Origin of the sequence: Nostoc sp., from assembly GCF_036917815.1 — a bacterium.
Lineage (GTDB): Bacteria > Cyanobacteriota > Cyanobacteriia > Cyanobacteriales > Nostocaceae > Nostoc.
The window spans coordinates 1-23,690 of sequence record NZ_JBALEK010000036.1 but is presented as its reverse complement, the minus strand read 5'-3'; the positions used below and the strand labels follow the sequence as shown (position 1 = coordinate 23,690).

Here is a 23,690-nt window from a genome sequence, read left to right as displayed (position 1 = left end):
ACCACCTTCTTTGACAGGCGAGAATACTTAGAGGCAGCCGTCGGCTGCCTCTAGCTTTTCCCACATCATGATTCTCATTACTGCGACAGGGAATACTTAATTTCCTAAAAGTAATGTCTGAAAAGGGTCTTGGTGAATTCCACTTTTATCCAGGCTCGTCAATATTTAGATGCGTTTGCCCTAGTGATTCAAGTTAAGCGTACAAATGTTGGTAACTATAATTTTGACTATTGTACTTACACTTACGGAGAAAATCAATTATTTTACTCTTAGTGAGTGTTTTTAATAACTCTAGCCTAAGTATTTAAACTATTAGATAGTATGTAATTTTTTGTACTATCAATTCAAGTATTCAGTGTTTATTCTCTTAAGTACAAGATATCAATTTCGGTATAATAAACAGCTAACTGGCTCTGCACAGAGTCTTTGCACTCGTTAATTGAGGTTATTAGTGAGTCTACACTCAGAAGATTTGTGTTTTAGCAGTAGTTCGAGATGCTTTGCGGAGTCTTAAAGCACTCAGGGGGCGAGTGGTGAGTAGAAGAGGTTAAGTCGTTGGAAGCAATTAGTGGCGCTATCCAGCTAATATATCATGGCAACGGACGGTCGAAAGCCTTTGGTGTTTAGTTCGAGGTTACTACCGCTACATTTTGCTGTTAACCTACAAAGTTTTCTGGGTCTTCTCTGCTTTGATTGAAGGCGTTTATCCTTGTGCATTTCCACTGTTTAGAATTTTTTGTAATATGGAGAAACAAAAATGTTAGCAATTAGTAAGACTTCCAAAAGGATATTGGCTGTAATTGTAGTGTTTTTATCTACTTTTACTATTATTTTGATGACAGCATCTCTAGTTAAAGCAGCCGATCTTGGAGGAGTAGACTTAAACGGTTTTTGTCGCTATAGATATATGAATTCAAATGCTATTGCAACTCGGCCAGATCCTAATAATCAGGGTGCGGCTGGATGGAAGTGTAAGGTTCCTAATAATACAGGTGGGGTCGATTTTAAAGAATTTTCTGATGCTAATTCCTCTAGCATTGTCGAAGTATGCAATTGGCAATACAACAGAGCTAATGCAACTGCTCAAGCTCTAAACTTTGGTGACCCTTACTCTTGGCGATGCTATGGCGATGTTATACCCACTAATCAACTGATTCGAGCAACTAATATAAACAAAAACTATTACCCAGGAAGAAAATGGATTAATGACACAGGTTATAAACTTGAATTTCAAACTGATAGAAATTTAGTTCTCTATAATCCATCAGGAAAAGCTATTTGGGCGACTGGAACTAATGGTGCTGCTGATATGCTTTCGGTTCAGACTGATGGCAATGTAGTTCTTTATGGAGGGGGCAAGGCTTTGTGGGCAACGAATACATCTGGAAGTAATGGAGTATATTTTGCAATTCAGTCCGATGGAAATCTTGTTGTTTACAACACTAATAACAGACCTATTTTTTCGACTGGTACAGCAGGAGGCAGCATTGGAAGATTTTCAGCTGCTGCTGATTGGAGTAGACCGAAATATTTAGAAACCCTTGCTAGTTGGACTGATTTTCAATGGGAAGATGCAATTAATAGTGCGGCAGACATCAATGCAATCAATAAGGATAATTTTAATTTTGGCTCGTTTGGTAACATAACCTCATTCCGTACTCCAGTGACTGATATGGGTATAATTTACCGAGACTTATCAACTGATCTATTTGGTAACGAAAAGCGCTTTCAATTTACTGGTGCTTATATTTCGGATGATTACTATAAAGTAACAGGTGGTGTGTATGGCTATCATGGAGGAATAGACATAGCGGCACCAATAGGAACCGAAGTTAAGACTCTTGTTTCAGGCAAAGTAGTTTTAGTCGAGATGAAGCCTTGGGGAATGTTAACAATTCAAGATGCTAATGGTGAAAACCATATCTATAAACACTTAAGTCAGGTTCTAGTTAGTCAAGGGGGTTCTGTAACTGCTGGTCAAAAAGTTGCAAAAACAGGCATTACAGGAACAGCTGTAGCTCATTTACACTATGAGATTACTCGTAAGGAGTATATTTATGGTGATCTACAAACTCCAACTAAAAAAACAAAAGAGGAAGCAAGGCAACGTACCTATAATCCCTTTAAAAATTACTGGGTAATGAGACACATTTAACTCAATGCTCCACAGCAAGGCTTACTAGTTTTGCTGTGGAGTTATTACAGGGAAAACGCATCTTATATCAAGTTCCGTTAAACACTTATAATATCTGTAGGTTGGGTTGAGGAACGAAACCCAACATTTAATCCTTGTTCATGTTGGGTTTCACTACCGTTCAACCCAACCTACATTAATAAATTTTATTACAAGTAATCACCCAAACTTGGTATTATTTCCTAATAAAAATTTGGTAGACACCAAAACCTGCCAATGGTGCGTTATCCAGAGGCATAACGCACCATATGTGTATTTCAAAAATCAAATATTCAACAATAGCCAATCAATTCACTATCATTCCATTCCAAAGTGTCACCAATTTTTTCGCCGTCGTGGTAGGCGGCGAGTAAGATTTCGCTAGTTTTCCCCCAAGCGATCGCTCCACTAGCATCTAGGGCGATCGCTCCCAAATCTCGTTTGTTCTGGTGGGCTTCCCCAAGCGATCGCTGCATGGCATCCTTCAACGACATCCCATCAGTGACACGCACTACAATTCGTGCTGCTAAACATTCATCAATAATATCTTCCCCAATACCAGTGCAACTCACACCAGCATTACTAGTAGCATAATTACCTGCTGGCATCGCCGAATCACTTACCCTTCCAATGCGCTCAAATCCTTTACCACCAGTGGAAGTGCCAACAGCTAACCTAGCGTAGGCATCTAAAGCTACTACGCCGATAGTGCCGCGTCCAGCATTACTGGTTTCTAAAAGTTCGGGTTCTGCTACCACCCCAGCCATTGCGCTTTTAAAATTATCTTGGCGCTCTTGTATCCACTCTTGTAAGCGCAAATCAGTTAAAGCGTTATAGCTGGGAAGTTGCATTTCTCGCGCCAACTCAGCCGATCCGAAATCTGATAGCACTCGGTCTGGCGAACTTTGCAAAAATTGCGCCAACTCAATGGGATTTTTCACCCGCGAGATATTAATCACACCACTAAATCGCCCTGATGCACCATCCATGAGGGAAGCACTCATGCGGATTTGACCATCAGATTGCAGTACTGAACCAGTACCAGCATTAAAGCGGGGGTCATCTTCGAGCATTTGGCAACCCTGCACCACCGCCTCAGAAGCAGCGGTTCCTGATAATAGCAAAGAATAGACTTGTTCTACTACTGTATGGAGCGATCGGCGCACCGCCTCCAATCCTCCTTTCCCGTGGAGAGAACTACCAGCCCCGCCATGAATAATTAATTTAGGTTGCACCTGTAACTCCATTAATCTCTTGCGCTATTTGCGTCTGTATTGTGGTTGGTTTCATTTTGAGCTTCAGAACGGCGATGACGACAACGTTCTGAGCAATATTTCACATCGTCCCAACAATCTTGCCACTTTTTACGCCATGTGAAAGGACGTTGACATACCGGACAGATTTTTGTAGGTAGGTCAGATTTAGAACGAACACGTCCCATATAAGTACTGTGTAGGTGAGAATTTCATTTCTGAGGGAGATGGAAGATAATTATAACCAGTTTGCTAAGAAGGCAGGATAAATTCGACGAATAAATATATTGTCAATCTATCCTTAGACATGTTTGCAATATCTATCCTAAATAGCAAAGTAATTTTCAAGCATTTTCTGAATACTAGACAGTGTAAATAACCGGATAACAGAATGTTTTTTGCTTTTTAAATAAAGTTTACGTAAAACTACTATTAATCGAATTCTAATAGTGCTATTCTTTGTGTGCCACTAAAAAACAAGTTGTAGTGGCACGACAACAAACAAGTTGACCTTACTAATTCTTAGGAAAGTAAAATCATGATTATCAACGATCTTTCTCATGTAGAAACCGTTCTTGAAAATGAGAATGTTCAAGGCGGAATAGCTTTTGCAGATGCTAATTCACAAGCATACGCTTTTGGTAAAAACATCGCTATCACCAGCATTGCCACTAGCACCATTGCTGTCTCCAAGCAATACAGCGTATCTGCTAGTGTCGGTTCATCTAGTTCTTCTGCCGGCTAAATATATTTTGTACTACATTATAGTATATTGTAGTACAATGCATTTTAGATAGAAAATTGCTGAAAGTTTTTGATAACTTTCAGCAATACATTTGTTTTTGAAAGAGAGCTTTTTTATGGAACGATTAAGAATTTCCGATCTCAGTTTTTGTGAAGATGAAGTTTCCGATCTTAGTCAAGTACAAGGGGGATTTGCATCTGCTTACGCAGGTAGTTATTCTACTGCTAAGAAGAGCACTTATAAAGTAGGCAACGGCACTATTGAAGGTACTGTTGAAGGTTCTCTTGCTGGCGCTCTTGCTGGCGCTATTACTGATGGCGATAAGGTTATTGTATCTGCCACTACATCGGCAACAGTTTCCTAAAGATGGCATAACCAAATTCTAGGAAGCTTTTATGGGCTATATCCATAAAAGCTTGTTAGGAATATTTCTATAGCTCTATCTTATACCACATATAGCAGTATAAGACAGTAGGTAAAAGCGACACTTCGGCGTTGCTCAATGACTATGCTTGTTTTTGAGTTCAAAGCTTATGAAAAGTCAGACCAGATAACAGCAGTAGATAATGCAATTCTGACTGTAAAATTCATTCAAAATAGCTGTATTCGGCTATGGATGAATGTTAAAAATACAGCCAAAAAAGATTTGCATAAATTATTGAATTTATTGTGCTGTATTTGCACCTAACTTTCCTTTTGCTAATGAACTTAACTCAATGGCAAGACTTACCAGTGGAAAACAAGCATGGTCTTCTATCTCTTGGTTTTATGACAACTGTAAAAGGGGTACTCCGGGTTTCAAACCATTCATTTTTATAGCTATTTATTTGCATTTCTTTTATGCTTTTATGTCAGGGTGCAAAATCACAAAATTATTTGCATACCTAATGACTTAAAGCTTCCATAAATGCCATTTCTCCTTAATTTTTATTTTTTCAGGGAAGACGCTTTTTATAGCGCTTCTCGTTTATGTGAGTTACACCCGTAGGGGCATGGCTTGCCATGCCCCTACACTTTGTGATATGAAGTTGTGTACCGCATCTGAATGGGAACCGCTATACAGCAGATTTCAGGTAAATGAAGTACACCTTTCCATTACTTGGGGCTACGGTGAATTACCCCCCTTAATCCCCCCGATATATTGGGGGGAAACAGCAAATCTAGTTCCCTCACGCCACATGCTTCAAGTCGGGCGTTGCCCGCCCAACGCAGTGGCTCCCCAATATATCGGGGAGGGTTAGGGTGGAGTATTTTTGTACCTCACCAACTCGCAATCTGCTGTATTCTGGTTTCTAGATCGTATAGAGCGACATTAGCCAAAAGTAGAAAGAATAGAGTAAGGACGGAGCGCAGTTCGATATATTCTCTGTCTCAGTTTCCTAACAGTTTTGCTGACCTGACAGAAGTTTGCTACCTTTTGGTAGAGAGCAGGGCATAATAGCAACCCCGGATAACCATTGCCATTTTGGTCTGGCTTATCAGTCTCTTTTAGCCAGTTCGCTTTTAAAATGGATTAATGTGACTTTGCTTTCGCTATCCATGACCTGAACTTCTCTTAGTGCAAACATACTAAACAGACCTTAAATCCTTATTAACCAACAATGCAGCCGAAGAAGCTCTTTTACGCTTGCGTATCGAGACAACACCAAACATAGTGCAACTAAACAGCGAACCTAGAATTGTTGAGGGTTCTGGGACAGTATATACGCTCACCTGATTAATTTTAGATTCTATTAAAGTTAAATGAGTTGACTTATCGAAAGTACGGGAATATTTACCCATAAAGCTAGTCAAAGCATATTCCTGTGTTCCGCCAAAAGATTTATCAATAGAAGTCTGACTAGAATCAAGAGTTATGCTACTACTCGGTTCAAATACAAAAGCATCATTGTTACCTATAGTTGATAAATTTCCAGAAATCTTGAAAGAGTCCAAAAGATTACCAGTATCGGTGTCGTATAACTGATATAAGAACTCTCCACTAGCATTTGCACGTTCAGTGGATGCATCATCAATAGATGTTTCAAGGTTAAATAAGCCACTGAAATCAAAAGAAAACTCTTTGTCTACTATAAAATCATAACCGATAATCGCAGCAAAGCTTTCCGCCGACCCTGTATAGCCATCACCCTGACCTTGAGCTTGGCTGAAGGACGAATTAGAGGCAGAGTTGTTTGCATCGACATTAAATTTAGCCTCAGCGTTAGCATCAGCAGTTACTTGACCACCTGTGCTAATTGTGTTAGTCACAGTATTAGTCAAAGTCCTAACATCTAAAGGGTTGCTACTAAAGTTGTTGATGTTGAATTCTGACTCAGAAGATGCAATGGTAGCAGCTTGGCTCGGTAAGGTTGCCAATATCGAAATAGCGATCGCTGGAGTAGCTAGTGCCAAAAAACGGGTTACAAATTTGGTGTATTTTGTCATACAATTTCTCGCTTTTTCTTTTAGGATGCTAATATTGCAAATTTGTCATGCTTACTTACTGCCTTACTAATAAGCAAGAGCAAAGTATAGGCAAGCAGGATGGACAGCTTGGGAAAATATCAAGCCATGTTTGTCTTATGTAGAAGAAATCTTCTATTTAAGTGCGAATTCTTATTTACTGTTTCTACACTCTAATATAAGTAATAACCGTATCAGTAATTTAGTCATGAAATCTGGAGCGCAGATAATTAGTTACATGCTTATACTAATCGTGCATCCACCAGTTTCTTGTAAAGTTTGAGTAAAAATAAGCGTTTATTAATTGGGATTTACGTAAGGATTCGGTAGGGAGAAGTTCACATATTCAGTAGAGATTGCATGAAGTCTTTGGGATAAAAGGTTCAGAGTCAACATTCTAGGCGCAAGGACTTGCATCCCTACGTTCGCGGAGCGTCCCGCAGGGATGGGATATTTTTTTAATGCCTTAGCACTTACGTAAAAGTACATGCGGTAGGGGCAATTCATGAATTGCCCCTACATAAAAATCAGGGTTTCGGCTATTGTTTGGTAAGTCCTGTGCCTAATTTAGAGGGTTATAGTCTGAGAGTAGATGATCCAAAAGCTTACGTTCGTAAGGATTGAAGACTGCGACCCCCTCACCGCCTGCGCGGACTAACGTCAAAATAGGGTTTCAAAACTAAGAATCATGAACAGCTAACGGTAACAGCAAACGGCTAACTACCCGATTGTCTGGTAATTGATAGAAATTCAACTCTCCTCCTAGTTCTTGCATGAGGTTTTGGCAGATCAGCAGATGTAAAGCTGGTGGTTGATCGAGGTTGGAGGGAGCAAGCACATCCTTGGGTGTATTATCATGTAGTTCCGTGAGTAGCTGTGCTTCGATCGCACCGTTATATGTAATCGACAGTTCTAGGGATTTCTGATGTTCATCTCCAGTGCTTGCAGAAGAATACTTTGCATCTACGTTTTTAGACGCATCTAAACGGCGACACCAAATATCAATTCTGCCGCCGATTTGAGAACGGTTACAGGCAGTAACCAATAATTCATGGATAACTAATTCAATTTTGACAATATCACCAGCGATCGCCATTGCGGATTGAGCGCTGGTGGTAGGGACACCTCTAACTAATGAAGAATTCTTGGGCGATTCTTGCTCGTCAATCGATTGTCCCAAGCCATGTACACCAATCCACAGCTTTTGTTGTTTAAGTAAATTTTCGATGCGTTCGAGCGATCGCTTCAGTAAACTAGCTATGGGCATAGTTTCCCAACTAATATGTAGCTGCCACTGCTCAACTTTCAACATTCCACTCATAGAGGTGGCTGTATGGTCTAACTGTCGCAGCAATAGCTGGTAGCGCATCTGAGTTAGTTCATTAGCCGGAATGCCCAAATCATGTATTTGTTTCAGGGAGTGCGCCGTTATTCTTTGAATTTCCTCTAGGCGACGATGTTTGTACCAGTTGAGTTGTCGTAATTCTTCTGTTGTGGATTCTAGAAATCGGGTAATTTGCTTTTGACGACGCCACCAGGCTAATTGAGAAATCAGAGTTGCTGTTGCACTGAGGTTTTGTTCTGACCAGCGACGCTGTTGATAGTCTACTAGCAACACTACACCTGTGGTTTCATAATCAGCAGTTGTACGTAATGCCATGACCAAAATTTGACTTTTGTCTGGAACATTCAACCATTTTCGGGTTTCTGGAGGTAAATTATCCACCTTCAAAGTCAGGTAACTCTCCGTAGCAAGTGCCCACTGAATTAAGGCTTCAGATTGGATGGAAATAAATGCATCAGAAAAAATTCCAAATTGGCTATTGTCAATCACTCCAGGGATAATTTCTGCCCAATTTTCACCAGGTGCCCAAGATAGCAGTACCGCTAGGGGACAACCCAGAATTGATGCTATTTGTTCGAGTGCTGTACGTTCTAAATGCTTTTTTTCGACCTCGATTTTGCTGTTCTGGGATTGTGTCAGGATGTTTAGGCATTGCTCAAATGCCTGGGAAGTTTTTTGCTGCTGGGTGGTGCGGTTGTGTAATTGCCACTGACGAACAATTACACCAATCTGTTGACTGACAGCCCACAGCAATTCCTTTTCCAGAGTTGTCCAAGAACGATGGGTTTCATGAGTGATGACTAAAAGTGGTGCTGGGATCTGACCGTGAGTGCATTTACAAATAAGTAGCGATCGCACACCATTCTCTAACAACAAGGGTCGCCAGTTAAAAAAGCGTAAATCTTCATCTAAGTTTTCAATTTCCACCGCTTGAGTTGAACGTTGCAAAAGCTGCCCATCCAATTCTTTGAGTGTATTGAGGGTAAATGTCAACGGTCGGCGATTATGGGGCTGACTTTGGTAAATAAATTGATAATTATTCTGCTCAGGGTCATACTGCAATAGCAAAAATCGCGTAGCAGCTAGTCGAGCTAAAACTCTTTTAGCACAGCTATGTAGAGTTTCGTGGAGGTCATGTTCGCTATAGATACCTTGGGCAACTTGACTAGTTAGTTGGGCATCCTCTTGAATCTGTTTGATAGTACTTTCCATACTTTCGTTAGGTGCAATCAGGGAGATTAAACCACCAACACCCTGAACGAAATTTTTGTCCGCCTCCGTCCAGATTCGAGGTTCATTGCTTTCCACCGCCAGAAAACCGAGCAAGTTCTTTTGCCAGATGATCGGAGCTGCCAGGAGCGATCGCACCTTCAGCCGTTGCAGCAATTTTGCTGTAGAATGGCTCTTTAAAGAACTGCGGGCATCACCAATGGAGACAATTTGGTTGACTGCCAAAGCATAATAAAAGTCGCTCAAATCCTGTACAGTCATTCCGGCTGCTTGCTGACTGCTGGAATTGCGATCGATTTTTACTAGCTGATTGCTCATCCGACACCAAAAGTAGCGCCCTTCCCGCTCAAACCAGTAAATATTTGTCCGGTTGGGGGAGACAAATTTATGAGTTGCTTGCACTGCTGCTTCAAGTCTTTGATTTAGGTTATTGAGGTTGCGTAAATTTTCGAGCAATTCTAATAATGGCTCGTCGGTTCGCCTGTTTTGTTTTTGCTGCTGATGGATCTCATTTTGATGAAGCACTGCCCCCAGTTCACCTAAAACCATCATCAAACGTGCTTTTGTTTCTCCTGTCAGTAGGTAGCCCCAGCGTTCTGAACCCAGTAACACCAAGCCTAAGCAACGGTCTTTATAGCGAATTGGTAAAATAATTGTTCCTTGGATGTGGAATTTTTCCGCAACTTTGTGCCATTCGGTGGCCCGGATTTCAGTTTGCAAATCAGCTATACCCAAGGGATGCTGTTCAATTACTACTTGCTCTAATAAATCTCCAGGACTAAGAACAACTCGTTGCCGTAAAAAGACCTGATCTTGATCGGGTGTAATGCCTCCTTTGCCAAATAATATGTGATTTAGGCGATCGTAAAGAGCAATCCAAATCAGTCTGTAGTCAAACTGTTCTTTGAGATAAGAAATAGTAGTTTCAATCAGAACGTCAACATTATCTTCTTCTCTAAGGCTCTGGAGGACGCGCCCCAAAGAGAGGATCTGCTGTTCGGCGGCTATAGGTTTTTGCGGCTGCCCCATCTGATTTATTGGTTAACATAACTTGTAATATATAAGATGCCCAGAAAAGCACCCTGAGTAATATTGCCACAAGTGTTTAATATTGAACCTGAACAGCTTAATAGAGGGTTATGTACCCAGAAGTACCTACAGCAAAACAAACCTTTGAATTTTTCTTAGTTTGCGTCAGATTAAGTAAGTGGGCGTGAATAATTAAAGGATCTCTGACTTTTCACGGAATCTGGAAAACCTCACTTCTATTTCTCTCTCCTAAAAGGAGGAGCCACTTTGGGCGGTTTACCCAAGCTACGCGCAGCGTCTCCTTTTGGGAGAAGCACGTGGTGTCAGAGACTTTGAATTTTCCTCTTTACCGCGTCGGTAAGGGAGTTGGGTTTTTGATGGACTTTTCACGTTATGTGGAAAAGTCAGAATAATCTGCGCTAGATCCAAAAATAAAAGCTAATGGATATTTATCAACTTGCCATTCGTCCGCTTTTGTTCAATGTGATAAAAACCGATTCGGAGTGGTTACACCAGCAGACGATTCGCAGTTTTAGTTGGCTATCGCAAAGGAATATTAGCCCCGCCGCTAATTGGGCAAACCAACGCCTACAAAAATCCCTGTGCCTGTACGATTCACGTCTAGAACAAAATTTGTTTGGGCTAAACTTTCCAAATCCCGTAGGGTTAGCGGCTGGCTTCGACAAGGATGGAGTCGCTGCTGGCATTTGGTCTAACCTGGGTTTTGGCTTTGCAGAACTAGGAACTGTAACTTTTCACCCACAGCCGGGAAATCCACGTCCCCGTTTGTTTCGCTTACCGTTGGATAAAGCTGCTCTCAATCGGATGGGCTTTAATAATCTCGGTGCAGCAGCAATGGCGGCACGATTGGCACAAGAAAAACAGAAGTTAACCCAGTCAATACCCATAGGGATAAATTTGGGTAAATCTAAGGTAACTCCCCTAGAAGCCGCCGCACAGGATTATCTCGATAGTTTTCGCTTACTCAAGGATTTGGGAGATTATTTTGTTGTTAATGTCTCTTCTCCCAATACGCCAGGGTTGCGATCGCTCCAAGATGCTTCGATGCTCGGTGCCATCTTGAATTTATTACAACAAGAAAATACTACACAGAAACCACTTTTTGTCAAGATAGCGCCCGATTTGTCATGGTCAGCGATCGCTGATATTATAACTCTTGCTAAAACCTACCAATTGGCAGGAATTATCGCCACTAACACCACCATCAGCCGTGATGGACTGAAAACCCAAGTAATTGACCAAACTGGCAAATCACCCCAGGATGAAGCAGGCGGAATTAGTGGTGAACCATTGCGCGATCGCTCCACTGAGGTAATTCGTTTTATTTGGCAGCAAACTCAAGGACAAATCCCGATTATTGGCGTTGGTGGCATCTTTTCTGCTGAAGATGCTTGGGAAAAAATTACTGCTGGTGCTAGCTTGATCCAGGTTTATACAGGTTGGATTTATGAAGGGCCACTGATGGTACGCCGAATTCTAGCAGGTTTACTTTCCCAGCTAGAACAAAGCGGATTAAATTCCATCAACGAAGCTGTGGGTTTGGAATTCAAAAATCAAAAGTAATTAAAGAAGAATTCAGAATCTAACCTTCTTCTTCCAGTGGGAAAAACTCTTTAGTTTTTTCCGAGTATGACCAGGCAATGCCATCAGGGTCTTTGCTGCGACTCCACTCAGGAAACTCTGGATCATTTCGCCGTTTATAAACGGTACTAGAATAGACACTTAGCCGTTTGGCAAGTTCAGATTGAATGAGAGAGCCAAAAATTAACTGTTTTTCCAGCGATCGTTTAGCTTCTTCGTGTGTTTGCTGTGGGAGTGATTCGGTTTCTGGTTCTTCCTCCGGTATGGTTGTTGGTGGTGCTAGGAGCGATCGCGCAGTTTTAGTAACTGGTTGAGCATTAAGCTCTTTAACCGGCTCACTACTATCAAGAATATTTCCCAGAATGCTGGCAGTTATAAAGTAATAAGACTGCCCCGCCTCTTCGGAGTTAACTATACTGGCACCAAATTCTGAGGCTTTGCCATCCAAGTAGCGTTTTGCCGTTGTTCCAGGAAAATTGCCCTTGATTGCCAAGTCCATTGGCGTAAGTCTGCCCTGATTTTCTCGAACCAACTGATGAAAAATTGGGTTAACTCGTACAGTCCACTGTTGCCATTGATATTCCTGCCAAACCTTGAAGCCAATTACCAGCACAATTAGTGCCAGTAAAATTCTCCAAGTGGCAACTAGGAAAATAATCAAAAACGAGATGGGCAAAAGTAGAACGAGAAAAGCCTTGCCGTCACCTTCTATGGGTTTCTCACTCATGCCGATTTTTGCCAAGTGAATTTTAATAAATAATATTATCTATCTTGGCAAAAATTGGGACACTTTTTTGTATATTTTGGCAAAGTTCTGGCAAATTTGCCGGCAAAACCTTTCTTTAGTAGGTGTTATCGGCTTATCTTGTTCTACTGATCTAACATTGGTCTGCGATTGCGTAAAAGTTTTTGACCAGAGAAAATAAGAGGGTTTTCATAACCCGTAACTTGAGTTACCTAATTAATTTAGAGACGCGAAGTGCCGCTTCACGTCTCTAAAATCCCAAATATTCACAGCCTGACTTGGTTCAAATGACTGCGGGGATTATAAGTACGTATAGCGCGGATTTTTTCATAATATTCCCGCTCTTGTTGGCTGAGGTCTTTTGGTGGCACGATGGCCACCTTCACCAACTGATCGCCGCGTCCACCCTTGGCGAGGGGCCAACCTTTCCCACGTAAACGTAGAGATTGGCCAGAACGCACTCCTGCTGGTAGCTTGACGTTAACTGATCCATCGGGTGTGGGTACATCAATAGATGCTCCCAAGGCAGCTTCATCTGGTGTGATTGGCACTTCGCAAACCAGATTATCGCCTTCCATTTGGAAGAACGAGTGCGGCTGGAGTTCGACTTTTAAGTATAAATCGCCACGTTGTTGAGTCATAGGGTTGATTTGACCTTTGCCCCGCACACGTAGTCGAGTACCAGTTTTAGCCCCAGATGGGATGATCACATCTATTGTTTCGTTACCTAAACTGAAGCGCTTTTTCACACCATTAAATGCTTCAGCAAAACTTAGAGCGATCGCAGCTTCACTATCCTGGTTAGTACCCGTACTTGCATCTTGAAACCCAAAATCGTTAAAGCCGCTAAAACCACTTCCCGAACTTGTAGGAGTGCGGTAAGAGTAACTTTGTGAGTAACTTTGTCGCCCCCCACCACGAGGGGTAGCACCACCAAAGCGTCCTAGCAACTCATTAATGAACTCATCAAAATTGCCATATTGACTGAAGTCAAAGTTACCCGTATCCACACCAACACCGCCGGATGGGAAACCTTCACCAGCTTGTTTCCAATATTGACCGAATTGGTCGTACTTTTTGCGTTTATCTGCGTCTGACAGAACTTCGTAGGCTTCGCTAACTTCTTTGAAGCGTGCCTCTGCCTGTTTGTTATCTGGGTTGACATCTGGGTGATATTTGCGGGCTAGTTTCCGAAAAGCCTGTTTAATTTCCTCTGGAGTGGCAGTCTTAGTGACTCCCAAAATAGCGTAATAGTCTTTGAAGTGGGTTGCAGCCATCTACCAGCCTCCTATAGAAATTCCCGTTATGTTTTTTTTTAAGATGAGAGATGTCTAATTTGCTTGGTATAGTGCCAAGCAAAAAGGATCTGATTTTAAATTAACAAAAAATATAGAAAATCAAGTGTGGTTCTCGCTCACTGAGCAATCGCAATTTCCGTACTCCGATTTTTCTGATAAGCGGATCAGGCTGTCTAGTCCTTCTTCCAGGCTTGGGGGAGCATCCCGGAGTTGACGGTGCATCCGCAAAATAATTTCTTCTGGAACCTGGCGCGATCGCCTTTTATTCCGTGCCAAACACAGCCAAACTGGTGTATCCACCCAAATTCCCCTAATGTGGGTAAAGCCCAAGTTACGGGCTAAGGCAATAACCTCACGACGATTACGGCGCTGGGCATTAGTGGCGTCGAAAATAGCTATATTTTCGGTGGAAATAGCTTGCTGAAATTGCCGCTCAATTTCTTGCCAAATCACCAGCCACGATCCCTGAACCGATTGGGAACCGAACAAATGCCCCCGAATAGCATCTGTAGAAATCAGCTGCATTTGGGGGCATTCTGCCAGTAATTGTTTTGCCAAAGTTGACTTACCGCTACCTGGAAGACCAATCAGTAATATGAGTTTAGTCATTTGTCCTTTGTCTTTTGTCCTTTGTTGCTTATAGCTATTAACCAATGACTAATGACTAATGACTAATGACTAATGACTAAATGATGGTTCCATCGGGAATTTCAGCATTTTTCAAGACGACAACGATGCCACTGCGGATGTAGAAACCTTGACCTTCGCGGTCAGCTTCTTGCACATTATCTTTATTAATAATTTTGACATCATGACCGATGCGGGCATTTTTATCAATGATGGCACCGCGAATCAGCGTGTCAGTACCAATGCCTACGGGGATGTCACCTTTTACTAAGCTACATTGGCGTTCCACAGAAGCTTGGTAAAAATCTGCACCCATCAGCAAAGATTCTTCGATGATGCAGCCAGATTCAATCCGCGATCGCACTCCTAATACTGAATGTTGAATGCGGCAATTTTTCAGAATACAACCCTCGCCGATAATTGATTCTGTGATGTGGCAATCTAAAAGTTTAGTCGGAGGTAAGTAGCGAGGACGGGTGTAAATTGGCGCTTCTTCATCGTAGAAGCTAAAGGGTGGCTGGGGTTGCTGAGTGAGTGCTAAGTTTGCTTGATAAAATGCTTCAATTGTTCCAATATCTTCCCAGTAGTCATCAAATAGATAAGCTTGAACGTTGTAATCCTTAGAAGCATCAGGAATAATTTCTTTACCAAAATCCGTCCGTTCTAAAGATTCCCTCAACAACTTGAACAATACCTCTTTTTTAAAGACATAAATCCCCATTGAGGCAATGTAAGGCTGTAATTTAGCTTGTTCTTTTGTTAATCCCAGTACGCTTGTATCAACTTGCATTTTGATTAATGCTTCGCCTTTGGGTTTTTCGCTAAAGTCAATTACCCTACCGGAATTGTCAATTTTCATTAAACCAAAATCTGAGGCGCGGCGCTCATCAATGGGAATTACTGAGAGAGTAATATCAGCATTGGTTTCTCTATGGCGCTGGATAAACAGGCGGTAATCCATGCGGTAGAGGTGATCTCCTGAGAGGATCAGATATTCATCTGCATCCCATTCTTCCAACAACCACAGATATTGACGCACAGCATCGGCTGTACCTTGGAACCAGTTAGGGTTTTCTGGCGTTTGCTGTGCTGCTAAAACTTCCACAAAGCCTTCGCTGAAGCCACTAAAGTTATAGGTACGGGCGATGTGACGATTCAGAGAAGCTGAGTTGAATTGTGTCAGGACGTAGATTTTGAATATTTCGGAATTTATGCAGTTACTAACAGGGATGTCGATTAAGCGGTACTTTCCCGCCACTGGTACTGCTGGTTTAGCGCGGAGTTTGGTTAGTGGGTAAAGTCGAGTACCCGCGCCACCACCAAGAATGATTGATAAAACTTTTTTCACAAAATTTCTCCCGACTGCCTTTCAACTCTCATCTTCAGTTTAGGACTGTCTGCCACCAGAGGTAAGGGGGATCATCTGATTCTTTAGGATGAATTTTACAGAATGCTGGTATTATATAGATGGTGCGGCTGATAAGTAGAAAGATAAAACATTTTTATAAATCATCTCAAACACTGAACCCACCTAAATTTTTACTCTGATTTACCAAACGCAATTGCTGCGATCGCTTCAAAGATTTCACCCAAGGTTGCTCTGACAACTGGGAAATGGCATTTGGTGACAGTGTTGCCGTAAATATATCTTTGCCACTGGTAACATCACTGATGCCCAAACTTTCTAAAATAGCAATTGCAGCAGGGCTTAAGAATGGTTCGGTATGGACAAAAACCGTCAAACTAGGTTCCTCTAAGCTTTGAAGAGCATTTAGTGCTGTAGCAAGGGCAGCATCTAGCTTTTGATAATTCATCAGTAATTCCTTGGTAAAAAGGCTAGGCAATTTTTAGTCTATCCTACAACCAATGTCGAAAATTTCTCCATTTACGCCTATGCAACTGATCAGTTCAAGATGCCTGAGCGCTTTTTTTCAGACTTTTTTCACTCCTGAATTTGATCATTTCATTTTTTGAAACCTTTCAGAGCAGTCTTTTAACTCAGTACTCTTCATGGGATTGGCGATCGCACCATATTCAATCTCTTCTAAGTTTATGAGGAAGAAGCTGCTAGAGCGATCGCTAGTGGTAAAATCCGATGTTCCTGAATTTGAATCCTGGCGTGGAGTGTTTCTGCTGTATCATCTGGTAGTACTGGTACTGCGGCTTGCATCAAGATTGGGCCACTGTCCATTTCTAAACAAGCTATATGCGCTGTACAACCAGTGATTTTCACCCCAGATGCTAAAGCCTGTTCTACAGCATGGATTCCTTTGAAACTAGGTAACAAACTAGGATGGATATTAATAATCCTCTCAGGAAAGGCATCGATGAAAACTGATGTCAACAATCGCATCCAACCTGCCAAAATTACCCATTCCACATCGTAGTGCTGCAATGTCTGCACAATTTTCTCATCAAACTCTTTTCGACTTTGATAGTTGCGGTGATTTAATAAAACTGCTTCTACACCTCTATTAGCTGCTCTTACGGCTGCTTTCGCCGAGGGGTTATTGTAAATTAAAACTTGAATTTGGGCATTTAGCTGTCCATCTTGGATAGCTTGGGCAACTACATCAAAATTGCTGCCATTCCCAGAAGCCATAATTCCCAGTTTTAAAGGGGCGATTTGTTGACAAATATCGCTAATGTTGGGAGAAACCAAGCTCAGGTTAGAATCAGGGCGGAGGGTCATAAACAGCTAAAAGGGTTAATTATAGATAGATGCCAAGAATATATACTAAGTCGTGGTTGGATAATGATACAGCAGCAGCCTGGATTTTGGGAGTATCCCAAATGTGCAAAAACCTTGATAGCCCTCATCCCCTAACCCCTTCTCCCATCTTTGGGAGAAGGGGAACTAGAATTATGTCTCCCCTCTCCCATCTTTGGGAGAGGGGCTGGGGGTGAGGGAAAAGATTTAAGCAACATTGGGATGCTCCCTAGATTTTTCTGACATAAATAGGTAAAACTTGATCCTTTGATTTAGCAATGTCTTCTTAGATGTTGCGATGTCTACGACGTGCTACGCCTACGCTTGATTAAATTTTGCTGTAAATATTTAGCTCATAACTACTCCAATTTAGGACTTACGCACAGGTAACGGAAAACGAACCACAGAGGACACAGAGGTCACGGAGGAATGAGAGTTTAAGAGGGTTTTTGCGTAAGTCCTACAATTGATATATAGCGGTTCTCGTTTACGTGAGGTACACCCGTAGGGGCACGGCAGTGCCGTGCCCCTACACCTTGTGATGTAATGTTGTACCGCATCTGAATGGAAACCGCTATAAGTGATATTCTAAAACTTGGTATGAACGAAACAGCACAGAGATTAAAGCCGCATCGGATTCGATCGCAGCAAGGTGAGTTAAATGGCAAAGGTAGCATTGCTGATTGGGGTCAGTGAGTATGAGCCAGGGCTGAACCCTTTGCCCAGTGCAGTTAAAGATGTAGAAGCAGTGTGCGAAGTGCTGCTGCATCCAGAGATGGGCGGGTTTGCTACGTCAGATATTACCCTGCTGAAAAATCCTGAGCGACAAGTTGTAGAAATGGCCATCGAAATGCTGTTCTCCAGTCGGCACAGGGATGATTTACTGTTGCTGTATTTTTCGGGACACGGCATCAAAGACGATCGCGGTAGGCTGTATCTGGCGACTCGCAACACCAGTAAGACACAGCAGGGCGAATTGATGCGCTCAACGTCGGTGTCTGCCAATTTCATTCACGATCGCATGAGCGAAAGCCGTTCCCGGCGGCAGGTGGTGATCCTCGATAGCTGCTTTAGTGGTGCGTTTGCTGAGGGGATGTTTGCCAAAGATGATGGCACGATTGACATCCGGGAGCAGTTGGGCGGTGAAGGACGAGCCGTATTGACTTCATCGAGTTCGACTCAATATTCCTTTGAGGAACAAGGGCAAGATTTATCGATTTACACTCGTTTTTTGGTTGAAGGTATCAAGTCGGGAGAAGCCGATCGCGATCGCGATGAGTTTATCTCTATCGATGAACTCCATGAATACGCCAGTCAGAAGGTGCGAGAACTTCAGCCGGCGATGAAGCCAGAAATCTATGCAATTCGAGAAGGCTTTAAAATTCGACTGGCAAGGGTGGCTCCGGGTGATCCCAGACAGCGATACCGTAAAGAGGTAGCGCAATTTATTCATCGAGGCGAAATTTCCCTTGTTGGTCGTCGCACATTAGATTATCAGAGGACTCGCTTAGGATTGGAGACAACTGAGGCGAAGGCGATCGAAGATCAGGTGTTAGAACCGTACCGCAACGAGTTCCGCGAAAAACTCCAGCAGTATCAGCAGGTGTTTACTGAACTACTGGAGCGAGATGAGACAATTACAGATAGCGATCGCCACGATCTGCAAAATCTCCAGCAAATTTTGGGGCTGCGAAATGAGGACACAATGCCGATTGAGGCACTAGTGACTGCACGGTTTAAGACGCATCAGCAAAACTTGCAAACTTATCAGCAGGCCTTTACAACAGCACTGCGGCAGGAGTTTCCTCTGAGTAAGGCAAGCCGCGATCGCTTACGGCAAACCCAGCAGCAATTAGAACTCGCGAATGGAGATATTGCGGCGATAGAATCCCAGATTACGGGTGAGGTAGAGGCATATCACCAGAAACTCCAGGACTACCAACGGCAGGCAGTGACATGACCAGAGTTTATTTAGACACAAGTATTTATAATCGACCTTTTGATGACCAAACACAGCCAAAAGTATTTCTAGAAACACAAGCTGTCATCTTAATTTTACAAATGGTAGAAGCAAAATTAATAGAATTAGTTAGTTCTTCAGTTCTAGAATATGAAAATAGCCGTAACCCGTTTATTGTAAACCAACAGTCAATGGAGTGATACTTACAAATAGCTACATTGAGAGTATTACTAGATGAAAACATTAGAGGGAGAGCAAAACAACTAGAACAACAAGGAATTAAAGCCATTGATGCTCTCCACGTTGCTTGTGCCGAAACTTCTCAAAGTGATTATTTTATCACTTGCGATAAGAGATTAATCAATCGCTGTCAAGGTTTAACACTCAAAGCAATCAACCCGACTGATTTTATTTTGGAGATAGAAGATGACAATTAAAGTTATTAACGAACAGCAAAATTTACAAGAAGTCATACAGGTACTTTTCACACATTTAGAGCCATCAAAAGTGATGAAATTTTGGGCAGCTTGTAAATTAGGCGAAGGTGATTATTTACAACTAAAAGAAAAACTGTTTGCTCAAGAGAATGTTGATAGTTTGTATGAAAAAATTCAAGCCTATCAAGACATAGAATGAAACTTGAAGAAGAATTCAGAAGCAAAGCCGGAGATGTTCCACCTACGGTCAGAATTAAGCCAACTAGAGATAATTATGAACCAAAAGCTTACCCAAGCGATCGCCTTAGAAGTTCAACTATTCCACAGCATCGAGCAGAAAGAAAATTTTCTCTTTTTACTTGGTGCTTTACTTGCTAAAGTAATCAGCCTTCAAAAAGCCGCAGAAGTTATGCAACTGGAACCAGCAGAATTCCTCAAAATTCTAGACCTGATGGGGATTGAATTTTCTTACCTTTCTGAAGAAGATGTTGCTTTAGAAAAAAACTGGTAAATGAATGCAAATTGTTCTCAATTCATCACCACTGATTTTTCTCGCTAAACTGAGCTACCTGAATCAATTTATCGAATATCCTGATGATTTCTACATTCCTGAATCTGTTGCTGAGGAAATTAGCGCCAAGTTAGATCCAGCTAGCCAAACCATTCAAACGCTAATCAACGCTGGTAAACTTCAAGTTCGCACATCCAGCCTGATAACCCTCGTCAAGAGCTTAAATCAACGATTGGGTAAAGGAGAATCGGAAGCGATCGCTTTAGGGATTGAGTTGAATGCAGATTATGTTTTGTTAGACGACTCGACAGCTAGAAGAGAAGCTAAAAGACTTGGTTTGAGTATCAAAGGAACGTTAGCTGTTATCAAAAAGATAAACAAAGACGGTAAAATTAGCATTGAAAGTCTGGATAGTCTTTACCAAAAGATTATTGAAATTGAGTTTAGGGTTAAGCGGTCATTATTTGATCAAATCTTTTCTGAAGATTGAGTGTGATAAATAGCTCATCTATGAACAAAGAATTTACGCAAGCGATCGCCTTAAAATAGATTTGTTGCTCATATTTGGTTGCCTTTCTTGCAGAAATAATGCGCGTTAAATCATCACTATCTGTATGCCTTTTAGGTTAATAATTATTCACAAACTACAGTCGTGCAAGCAATTGAACGGCTTTCTGGTTTAGGCTTAATTGTAATTTCTACATCATTACCTAAAATATTTATAAATCTGATCAATCTATCTATTGAAAAATCTTTTAGTTTCCCTCTAGTTAAAGCAGATATTTTTGGTTGATCTATTCCAAGAACCTCGGCTGCTTGGACTTGATTTAATTGGCGATTAACAATAATTTCACTAATTTTGCGTGCAAGTTCTGCTTTAATTAAGCGCTCTTCAGGATTAGATAATCCTAGATCAGCAAAGACATTTCCGTTACTAATATAAACATCATTTTCGTTGCTCATTTTTTACTCCATTGTTTTTGCTATTTCTTGTAAATAATCTTCCTGAGCAACCTTGAGTCTCTTCTTAACTAAATCTATATCTTGTTTTGGTGTAGCAATACCGTGTTTTGATTTCTTTTAAAATGAATGTAATAGGTAAACAAATCCTGCAAATTTAACAGTGTAAATTGCCCTGTATGTATCTCCTTCAAAATCATCTACAATTTCTAAAACCCCAGTGCCTGTAAATCCATGCAAAGGTTTTGCGTCAGGATGCTTTTCACCATGTTGTGCTAAATCCAGAGCATAACCCATTACATCTTGCACATCTTCAGGGAAATCTTTTAAATCATCAAGAGCGCTTGCAATCCATTTGAGGGGTTTTTCTTGTTTTTTACTCATGTAATGCTAATTATGCTAATAATAGCATATTAAAGTATAAGCGATGCCTACGGCTGTAAACTACGCTCCTGCTGGGCTTTGATGCAAAACTTAGTTTAAAGGAAATCATTATGAACCAAGAGCTTACCCAAGCGATCGCTAATCCTGAGAGAAACCAAGCTAAGGGTAGAATCAGGGCGGAGGGTCATAACAAGAGGGTTAATTATAGATGCAAAAAAAATATACTAAGTCGTGGTTGGATAATGATACAGTAGCCGCGTGGATTTTTCTCACACCAGCACTAGTTTTGCTGGGCGTTTTTATCATTTGGCCGATCGCCTATTTGTTTTACCTCAGTTTCACTGCTGGTAGTTTCACCTTAAAAGGTACTTATTGGATAGGCTTAAAAAACTATTGGCGCTTGCTACTCAACCCCGACTTCTGGCAAGTTCTGGGTAACACCTTTTATTTTACTGTTGCTACCATCATTCCCAGTTTAGTTATCTCCTTGGGATTGGCAGTACTATTAAACCGCTCCATTCCCTTACGAGGCATTCTGCGAAGTGCCTATTTTCTCCCTTCAATCATCTCACTGGTGGCAGCCGGTTTGGGATTTCGCTGGCTGTTTCAAACGTTAGGGCCAGTTAATGGACTTTTAGATTTTTTTGGCATTGCGCCCATACCCTGGCTAGGAGATACATTTTGGGCAATGCCGGTAATTATTTTAATGAGCATTTGGAAACAACTGGGTTTTAATATGGTGGTTTTTTTAGCAGGGTTGCAAGCAATTCCTCCCAGTCGTTATGAAGCAGCAGATTTGGATGGAGCAAATGCTTGGCAACAATTTTGGTATATTACTCTGCCTGGATTGCGTCCGACTGTCATATTTGCAATCATCACTACGGCGATTTTTACATTGCGGAGTTTTGAGCAAACTTATGTGATGACTGGCGGTGGCCCACTGAATTCGACTAATTTGCTAGTTTACTACATTTACCAAGAGGCTTTTGCTCAATTTGATTTTGGTTATGCAGCAGCAGCAGCGACAGTGTTACTAGCGGTGACGCTGGTACTAGTTTATTTGCAACTGCAAACTTGGGGAGAGGAGTAGGGGTTTTTCAAGTTTCTACTTCTTATATAGGCTGCGATATTCCCAAGGATTCACAAATTTAGTATCACTCCAAACGCCGAGTCGTTGTTCCTTCGCTTCAGTTTCGGCTTTTTGAACTAAGTCTTTACTAGGACACTTGTTTAAATAGGGACGATACACTTTTGCTAAACCTTCTTGCAACAATACTTGTTGTACAAAAGTGCCATTTTTTAAACGGACTTCGGCGATTTTACGCCCATAGCGATCGCTATCGGTGATATTCAAAGTCACGCGATCGCCTCCTTGTTGTACCAGTTCTTGCACCCGTTCTTGGGCTTTCACACCCCAATTAAATTGGTTGCGATCGCTAGTGCGTTTACTCTGCTTTTCTTTGTTAGTATGAGCTATTTCTGGCGCATCTACACAAGCAAAGCGCACGGTAAAATTTTTGCCGTTGGCATCTTTAACTACTATGGTATCACCATCACTCACTCGCTCAACCGCGTCTCCAGAAGTACTAATAAAGCGATTGCAGCCGATCAAACCTAAAATTATGATAGTTGCAGAAAGCCAAAATCGCACTGGTTTAGTTAATTTCTCCATCCAAACTCACCTGCATTACCTCTGTGGGATGATACTAGCAAAATGACAAGATATATTTGTTAACTGTTGACATAATAAGAATTGTCACCTTCCAATTGTCAGGGGGAATTTCTGATGAACTTCTTGACTCACGTTCTGCATCTAGCTGGTTCAGGTGCTTTTGCCTATTACTCTGCTGCTCAAATTCGTGATTCTAAAACCCGCCCCAACATCCTTGCAGGGTTTTATTTTGCCGAATCTGGCTCTGTGCCATTTTTATCTGCACTTAGCGATCGCGCATCTGCCGAAGGTGATACATGGCTAGCCGAAAAACTAGCAAAACACGCATCAGATGAAACTAGGCATGGTCAAATTTTTGCCCACGCCTTACAACAATTGAATAAACAAGTTATAGATTTTAAGCGTCAACCGCAAACTACATCCACAAAAAAATCACAACAGCGTAGTCCCTTTTTCGCAGCCTTCTTTGAGGGAAGAATTTAATTGCAAAATACTCATCTAAACCTAATCAATCTTGTTTAGCTTGAGTAGGTTTTTCGTTCGCAGCAATCATTTGATCAATGA

General features: G+C 41.6%; 26 protein-coding genes and 1 pseudogene. 14 read left to right on the top strand and 13 right to left on the bottom strand.

Annotated features, from left to right (window positions below; genetic code table 11):
• Window positions 1-757 precede the first annotated feature (757 nt).
• Entirely contained in the window at window positions 758-2,155 is a 1,398-nt protein-coding gene (locus V7K97_RS10015) for a peptidoglycan DD-metalloendopeptidase family protein (RefSeq protein WP_334800751.1), read from the top strand.
• Window positions 2,156-2,466: 311 nt separating this feature from the next.
• Here the strand turns inward: V7K97_RS10015 and V7K97_RS10010 are convergent, their stop codons facing one another.
• Both V7K97_RS10010 and V7K97_RS10005 read right to left on the bottom strand, forming a co-directional pair.
• Complete coding sequence (locus tag V7K97_RS10010; protein ID WP_334800750.1) at window positions 2,467-3,420, bottom strand: isoaspartyl peptidase/L-asparaginase; 954 nt, start codon at window positions 3,418-3,420, stop codon at window positions 2,467-2,469.
• The gene (locus V7K97_RS10005; protein WP_334800749.1) at window positions 3,420-3,614 is read right to left on the bottom strand and encodes a DUF2256 domain-containing protein; all 195 of its coding nucleotides are present in this window, start codon (window positions 3,612-3,614) and stop codon (window positions 3,420-3,422) included. Before V7K97_RS10005 ends, V7K97_RS10010 begins: the two co-directional genes overlap by 1 nt.
• 350 nt (window positions 3,615-3,964) lie before the next feature.
• On the opposite strand from V7K97_RS10005, the gene V7K97_RS10000 reads away from it, so the two are divergent.
• The 3 genes from V7K97_RS10000 (at window position 3,965) to V7K97_RS09990 (ending at window position 4,859) form a co-directional block, all read left to right on the top strand.
• Window positions 3,965-4,171, top strand: coding sequence for a hypothetical protein (locus tag V7K97_RS10000; RefSeq protein ID WP_334800748.1), 207 nt, complete (start codon window positions 3,965-3,967; stop codon window positions 4,169-4,171).
• A gap of 97 nt (window positions 4,172-4,268) precedes the next feature.
• Complete coding sequence (locus V7K97_RS09995; RefSeq protein ID WP_334800747.1) at window positions 4,269-4,535, top strand: hypothetical protein; 267 nt, start codon at window positions 4,269-4,271, stop codon at window positions 4,533-4,535.
• Between the two features lie 138 nt (window positions 4,536-4,673).
• On the top strand, window positions 4,674-4,859 hold the full coding sequence (locus tag V7K97_RS09990; protein ID WP_334800746.1) for a hypothetical protein: 186 nt from the start codon (window positions 4,674-4,676) through the stop codon (window positions 4,857-4,859).
• Between the two features lie 881 nt (window positions 4,860-5,740).
• On the opposite strand, the gene V7K97_RS09985 is transcribed toward V7K97_RS09990, so the two are convergent.
• Together V7K97_RS09985 and V7K97_RS09980 are read right to left on the bottom strand one after the other, a co-directional pair.
• A complete protein-coding gene (locus tag V7K97_RS09985; protein ID WP_334800745.1) occupies window positions 5,741-6,598 on the bottom strand; it encodes a PEP-CTERM sorting domain-containing protein in 858 nt (285 codons plus the stop codon).
• A gap of 697 nt (window positions 6,599-7,295) precedes the next feature.
• Complete coding sequence (locus V7K97_RS09980) at window positions 7,296-10,220, bottom strand: GAF domain-containing protein (RefSeq protein WP_334800744.1); 2,925 nt, start codon at window positions 10,218-10,220, stop codon at window positions 7,296-7,298.
• A gap of 441 nt (window positions 10,221-10,661) precedes the next feature.
• Between V7K97_RS09980 and V7K97_RS09975 the strand changes: the two genes are divergently transcribed.
• A complete protein-coding gene (locus V7K97_RS09975; RefSeq protein ID WP_334800743.1) occupies window positions 10,662-11,804 on the top strand; it encodes a quinone-dependent dihydroorotate dehydrogenase in 1,143 nt (380 codons plus the stop codon).
• Between the two features lie 19 nt (window positions 11,805-11,823).
• Here the strand turns inward: V7K97_RS09975 and V7K97_RS09970 are convergent, their stop codons facing one another.
• The 6 genes from V7K97_RS09970 to purN all read right to left on the bottom strand — a co-directional run bounded on the left by V7K97_RS09970 (window position 11,824) and on the right by purN (window position 17,184).
• A complete protein-coding gene (locus V7K97_RS09970; RefSeq protein ID WP_334800742.1) occupies window positions 11,824-12,549 on the bottom strand; it encodes a hypothetical protein in 726 nt (241 codons plus the stop codon).
• A gap of 284 nt (window positions 12,550-12,833) precedes the next feature.
• A complete protein-coding gene (locus tag V7K97_RS09965) occupies window positions 12,834-13,844 on the bottom strand; it encodes a DnaJ C-terminal domain-containing protein (protein ID WP_334800741.1) in 1,011 nt (336 codons plus the stop codon).
• Window positions 13,845-13,964: 120 nt separating this feature from the next.
• Entirely contained in the window at window positions 13,965-14,519 is a 555-nt protein-coding gene (locus V7K97_RS09960) for an AAA family ATPase (RefSeq protein ID WP_442936922.1), read from the bottom strand.
• 31 nt (window positions 14,520-14,550) lie between these two features.
• Window positions 14,551-15,840: a glucose-1-phosphate adenylyltransferase gene (locus V7K97_RS09955; RefSeq protein ID WP_334800739.1), complete on the bottom strand. Its 1,290-nt coding sequence runs from the start codon at window positions 15,838-15,840 to the stop codon at window positions 14,551-14,553.
• A 166-nt stretch (window positions 15,841-16,006) separates the two neighbouring features.
• Window positions 16,007-16,306: a hypothetical protein gene (locus tag V7K97_RS09950; RefSeq protein ID WP_334800738.1), complete on the bottom strand. Its 300-nt coding sequence runs from the start codon at window positions 16,304-16,306 to the stop codon at window positions 16,007-16,009.
• A 236-nt stretch (window positions 16,307-16,542) separates the two neighbouring features.
• Entirely contained in the window at window positions 16,543-17,184 is a 642-nt protein-coding gene (gene purN / locus V7K97_RS09945) for a phosphoribosylglycinamide formyltransferase (protein ID WP_334800736.1), read from the bottom strand.
• Between the two features lie 582 nt (window positions 17,185-17,766).
• Here purN and V7K97_RS09940 point away from each other — a divergent pair.
• From V7K97_RS09940 to V7K97_RS09910, 7 genes are all read left to right on the top strand, one after another.
• On the top strand, window positions 17,767-17,898 hold the full coding sequence (locus V7K97_RS09940) for a hypothetical protein (protein WP_334800735.1): 132 nt from the start codon (window positions 17,767-17,769) through the stop codon (window positions 17,896-17,898).
• On the top strand, window positions 17,864-19,162 hold the full coding sequence (locus V7K97_RS09935) for a caspase family protein (protein ID WP_334800734.1): 1,299 nt from the start codon (window positions 17,864-17,866) through the stop codon (window positions 19,160-19,162). Before V7K97_RS09940 ends, V7K97_RS09935 begins: the two co-directional genes overlap by 35 nt.
• Window positions 19,159-19,362 (top strand): hypothetical protein, encoded by a 204-nt coding sequence (locus V7K97_RS09930; RefSeq protein WP_334800733.1) that lies wholly within the window; start codon window positions 19,159-19,161, stop codon window positions 19,360-19,362. Before V7K97_RS09935 ends, V7K97_RS09930 begins: the two co-directional genes overlap by 4 nt.
• An 18-nt stretch (window positions 19,363-19,380) precedes the next feature.
• Complete coding sequence (locus tag V7K97_RS09925) at window positions 19,381-19,599, top strand: PIN domain-containing protein (protein WP_334800732.1); 219 nt, start codon at window positions 19,381-19,383, stop codon at window positions 19,597-19,599.
• A complete protein-coding gene (locus tag V7K97_RS09920; RefSeq protein WP_334800731.1) occupies window positions 19,589-19,798 on the top strand; it encodes a hypothetical protein in 210 nt (69 codons plus the stop codon). The genes V7K97_RS09925 and V7K97_RS09920 overlap by 11 nt, the downstream gene beginning before the upstream one ends.
• Window positions 19,799-19,873: 75 nt before the next feature.
• Entirely contained in the window at window positions 19,874-20,110 is a 237-nt protein-coding gene (locus tag V7K97_RS09915; RefSeq protein ID WP_181931504.1) for a hypothetical protein, read from the top strand.
• Window positions 20,111-20,114: 4 nt separating this feature from the next.
• Complete coding sequence (locus tag V7K97_RS09910) at window positions 20,115-20,600, top strand: DUF3368 domain-containing protein (RefSeq protein WP_334800730.1); 486 nt, start codon at window positions 20,115-20,117, stop codon at window positions 20,598-20,600.
• Between the two features lie 143 nt (window positions 20,601-20,743).
• On the opposite strand, the gene V7K97_RS09905 is transcribed toward V7K97_RS09910, so the two are convergent.
• Together V7K97_RS09905 and V7K97_RS09900 are read right to left on the bottom strand one after the other, a co-directional pair.
• Entirely contained in the window at window positions 20,744-21,073 is a 330-nt protein-coding gene (locus tag V7K97_RS09905; RefSeq protein WP_334800729.1) for a helix-turn-helix domain-containing protein, read from the bottom strand.
• Between the two features lie 117 nt (window positions 21,074-21,190).
• A complete protein-coding gene (locus tag V7K97_RS09900) occupies window positions 21,191-21,454 on the bottom strand; it encodes a type II toxin-antitoxin system RelE/ParE family toxin (protein WP_334800728.1) in 264 nt (87 codons plus the stop codon).
• Between the two features lie 208 nt (window positions 21,455-21,662).
• Here V7K97_RS09900 and V7K97_RS09895 point away from each other — a divergent pair, with 208 nt between their 5' ends.
• Window positions 21,663-22,544 carry a carbohydrate ABC transporter permease gene (locus V7K97_RS09895; protein WP_334800727.1) on the top strand — a complete coding sequence of 294 codons (882 nt, stop codon included), beginning with the start codon at window positions 21,663-21,665 and terminating at the stop codon, window positions 22,542-22,544.
• 15 nt (window positions 22,545-22,559) lie between these two features.
• On the opposite strand, the gene V7K97_RS09890 is transcribed toward V7K97_RS09895, so the two are convergent.
• Window positions 22,560-23,126, bottom strand: a complete 567-nt coding sequence (locus V7K97_RS09890) for a thermonuclease family protein (RefSeq protein WP_334800726.1) — start codon at window positions 23,124-23,126, stop codon at window positions 22,560-22,562.
• Between the two features lie 114 nt (window positions 23,127-23,240).
• Here V7K97_RS09890 and V7K97_RS09885 point away from each other — a divergent pair.
• Window positions 23,241-23,600: pseudogene (locus V7K97_RS09885) on the top strand (ferritin-like domain-containing protein); the annotation flags it as partial.
• Between the last annotated feature and the right edge of the window lie 90 nt (window positions 23,601-23,690).

What these genes read in the sequence shown, in the direction of transcription:
- V7K97_RS09985 (WP_334800745.1), bottom strand. Translation starts at nt 6,598, where the DNA reads ATGACAAAATACACCAAATTTGTAACCCGTTTTTTGGCACTAGCTACT.
- V7K97_RS10015 (WP_334800751.1), top strand. Translation starts at nt 758, where the DNA reads ATGTTAGCAATTAGTAAGACTTCCAAAAGGATATTGGCTGTAATTGTA.
- V7K97_RS09965 (WP_334800741.1), bottom strand. Translation starts at nt 13,844, where the DNA reads ATGGCTGCAACCCACTTCAAAGACTATTACGCTATTTTGGGAGTCACT.
- V7K97_RS09915 (WP_181931504.1), top strand. Translation starts at nt 19,874, where the DNA reads ATGAACCAAAAGCTTACCCAAGCGATCGCCTTAGAAGTTCAACTATTC.
- V7K97_RS09920 (WP_334800731.1), top strand. Translation starts at nt 19,589, where the DNA reads ATGACAATTAAAGTTATTAACGAACAGCAAAATTTACAAGAAGTCATA.
- V7K97_RS09895 (WP_334800727.1), top strand. Translation starts at nt 21,663, where the DNA reads ATGCAAAAAAAATATACTAAGTCGTGGTTGGATAATGATACAGTAGCC.
- V7K97_RS09930 (WP_334800733.1), top strand. Translation starts at nt 19,159, where the DNA reads ATGACCAGAGTTTATTTAGACACAAGTATTTATAATCGACCTTTTGAT.
- V7K97_RS09975 (WP_334800743.1), top strand. Translation starts at nt 10,662, where the DNA reads ATGGATATTTATCAACTTGCCATTCGTCCGCTTTTGTTCAATGTGATA.
- V7K97_RS09970 (WP_334800742.1), bottom strand. Translation starts at nt 12,549, where the DNA reads ATGAGTGAGAAACCCATAGAAGGTGACGGCAAGGCTTTTCTCGTTCTA.
- V7K97_RS09950 (WP_334800738.1), bottom strand. Translation starts at nt 16,306, where the DNA reads ATGAATTATCAAAAGCTAGATGCTGCCCTTGCTACAGCACTAAATGCT.
- V7K97_RS10005 (WP_334800749.1), bottom strand. Translation starts at nt 3,614, where the DNA reads ATGGGACGTGTTCGTTCTAAATCTGACCTACCTACAAAAATCTGTCCG.
- V7K97_RS09980 (WP_334800744.1), bottom strand. Translation starts at nt 10,220, where the DNA reads ATGGGGCAGCCGCAAAAACCTATAGCCGCCGAACAGCAGATCCTCTCT.
- V7K97_RS09905 (WP_334800729.1), bottom strand. Translation starts at nt 21,073, where the DNA reads ATGAGCAACGAAAATGATGTTTATATTAGTAACGGAAATGTCTTTGCT.
- V7K97_RS09890 (WP_334800726.1), bottom strand. Translation starts at nt 23,126, where the DNA reads ATGGAGAAATTAACTAAACCAGTGCGATTTTGGCTTTCTGCAACTATC.
- V7K97_RS09900 (WP_334800728.1), bottom strand. Translation starts at nt 21,454, where the DNA reads ATGAGTAAAAAACAAGAAAAACCCCTCAAATGGATTGCAAGCGCTCTT.
- purN (WP_334800736.1), bottom strand. Translation starts at nt 17,184, where the DNA reads ATGACCCTCCGCCCTGATTCTAACCTGAGCTTGGTTTCTCCCAACATT.
- V7K97_RS09940 (WP_334800735.1), top strand. Translation starts at nt 17,767, where the DNA reads ATGGAAACCGCTATAAGTGATATTCTAAAACTTGGTATGAACGAAACA.
- V7K97_RS10000 (WP_334800748.1), top strand. Translation starts at nt 3,965, where the DNA reads ATGATTATCAACGATCTTTCTCATGTAGAAACCGTTCTTGAAAATGAG.
- V7K97_RS09935 (WP_334800734.1), top strand. Translation starts at nt 17,864, where the DNA reads ATGGCAAAGGTAGCATTGCTGATTGGGGTCAGTGAGTATGAGCCAGGG.
- V7K97_RS10010 (WP_334800750.1), bottom strand. Translation starts at nt 3,420, where the DNA reads ATGGAGTTACAGGTGCAACCTAAATTAATTATTCATGGCGGGGCTGGT.
- V7K97_RS09910 (WP_334800730.1), top strand. Translation starts at nt 20,115, where the DNA reads ATGCAAATTGTTCTCAATTCATCACCACTGATTTTTCTCGCTAAACTG.
- V7K97_RS09990 (WP_334800746.1), top strand. Translation starts at nt 4,674, where the DNA reads ATGACTATGCTTGTTTTTGAGTTCAAAGCTTATGAAAAGTCAGACCAG.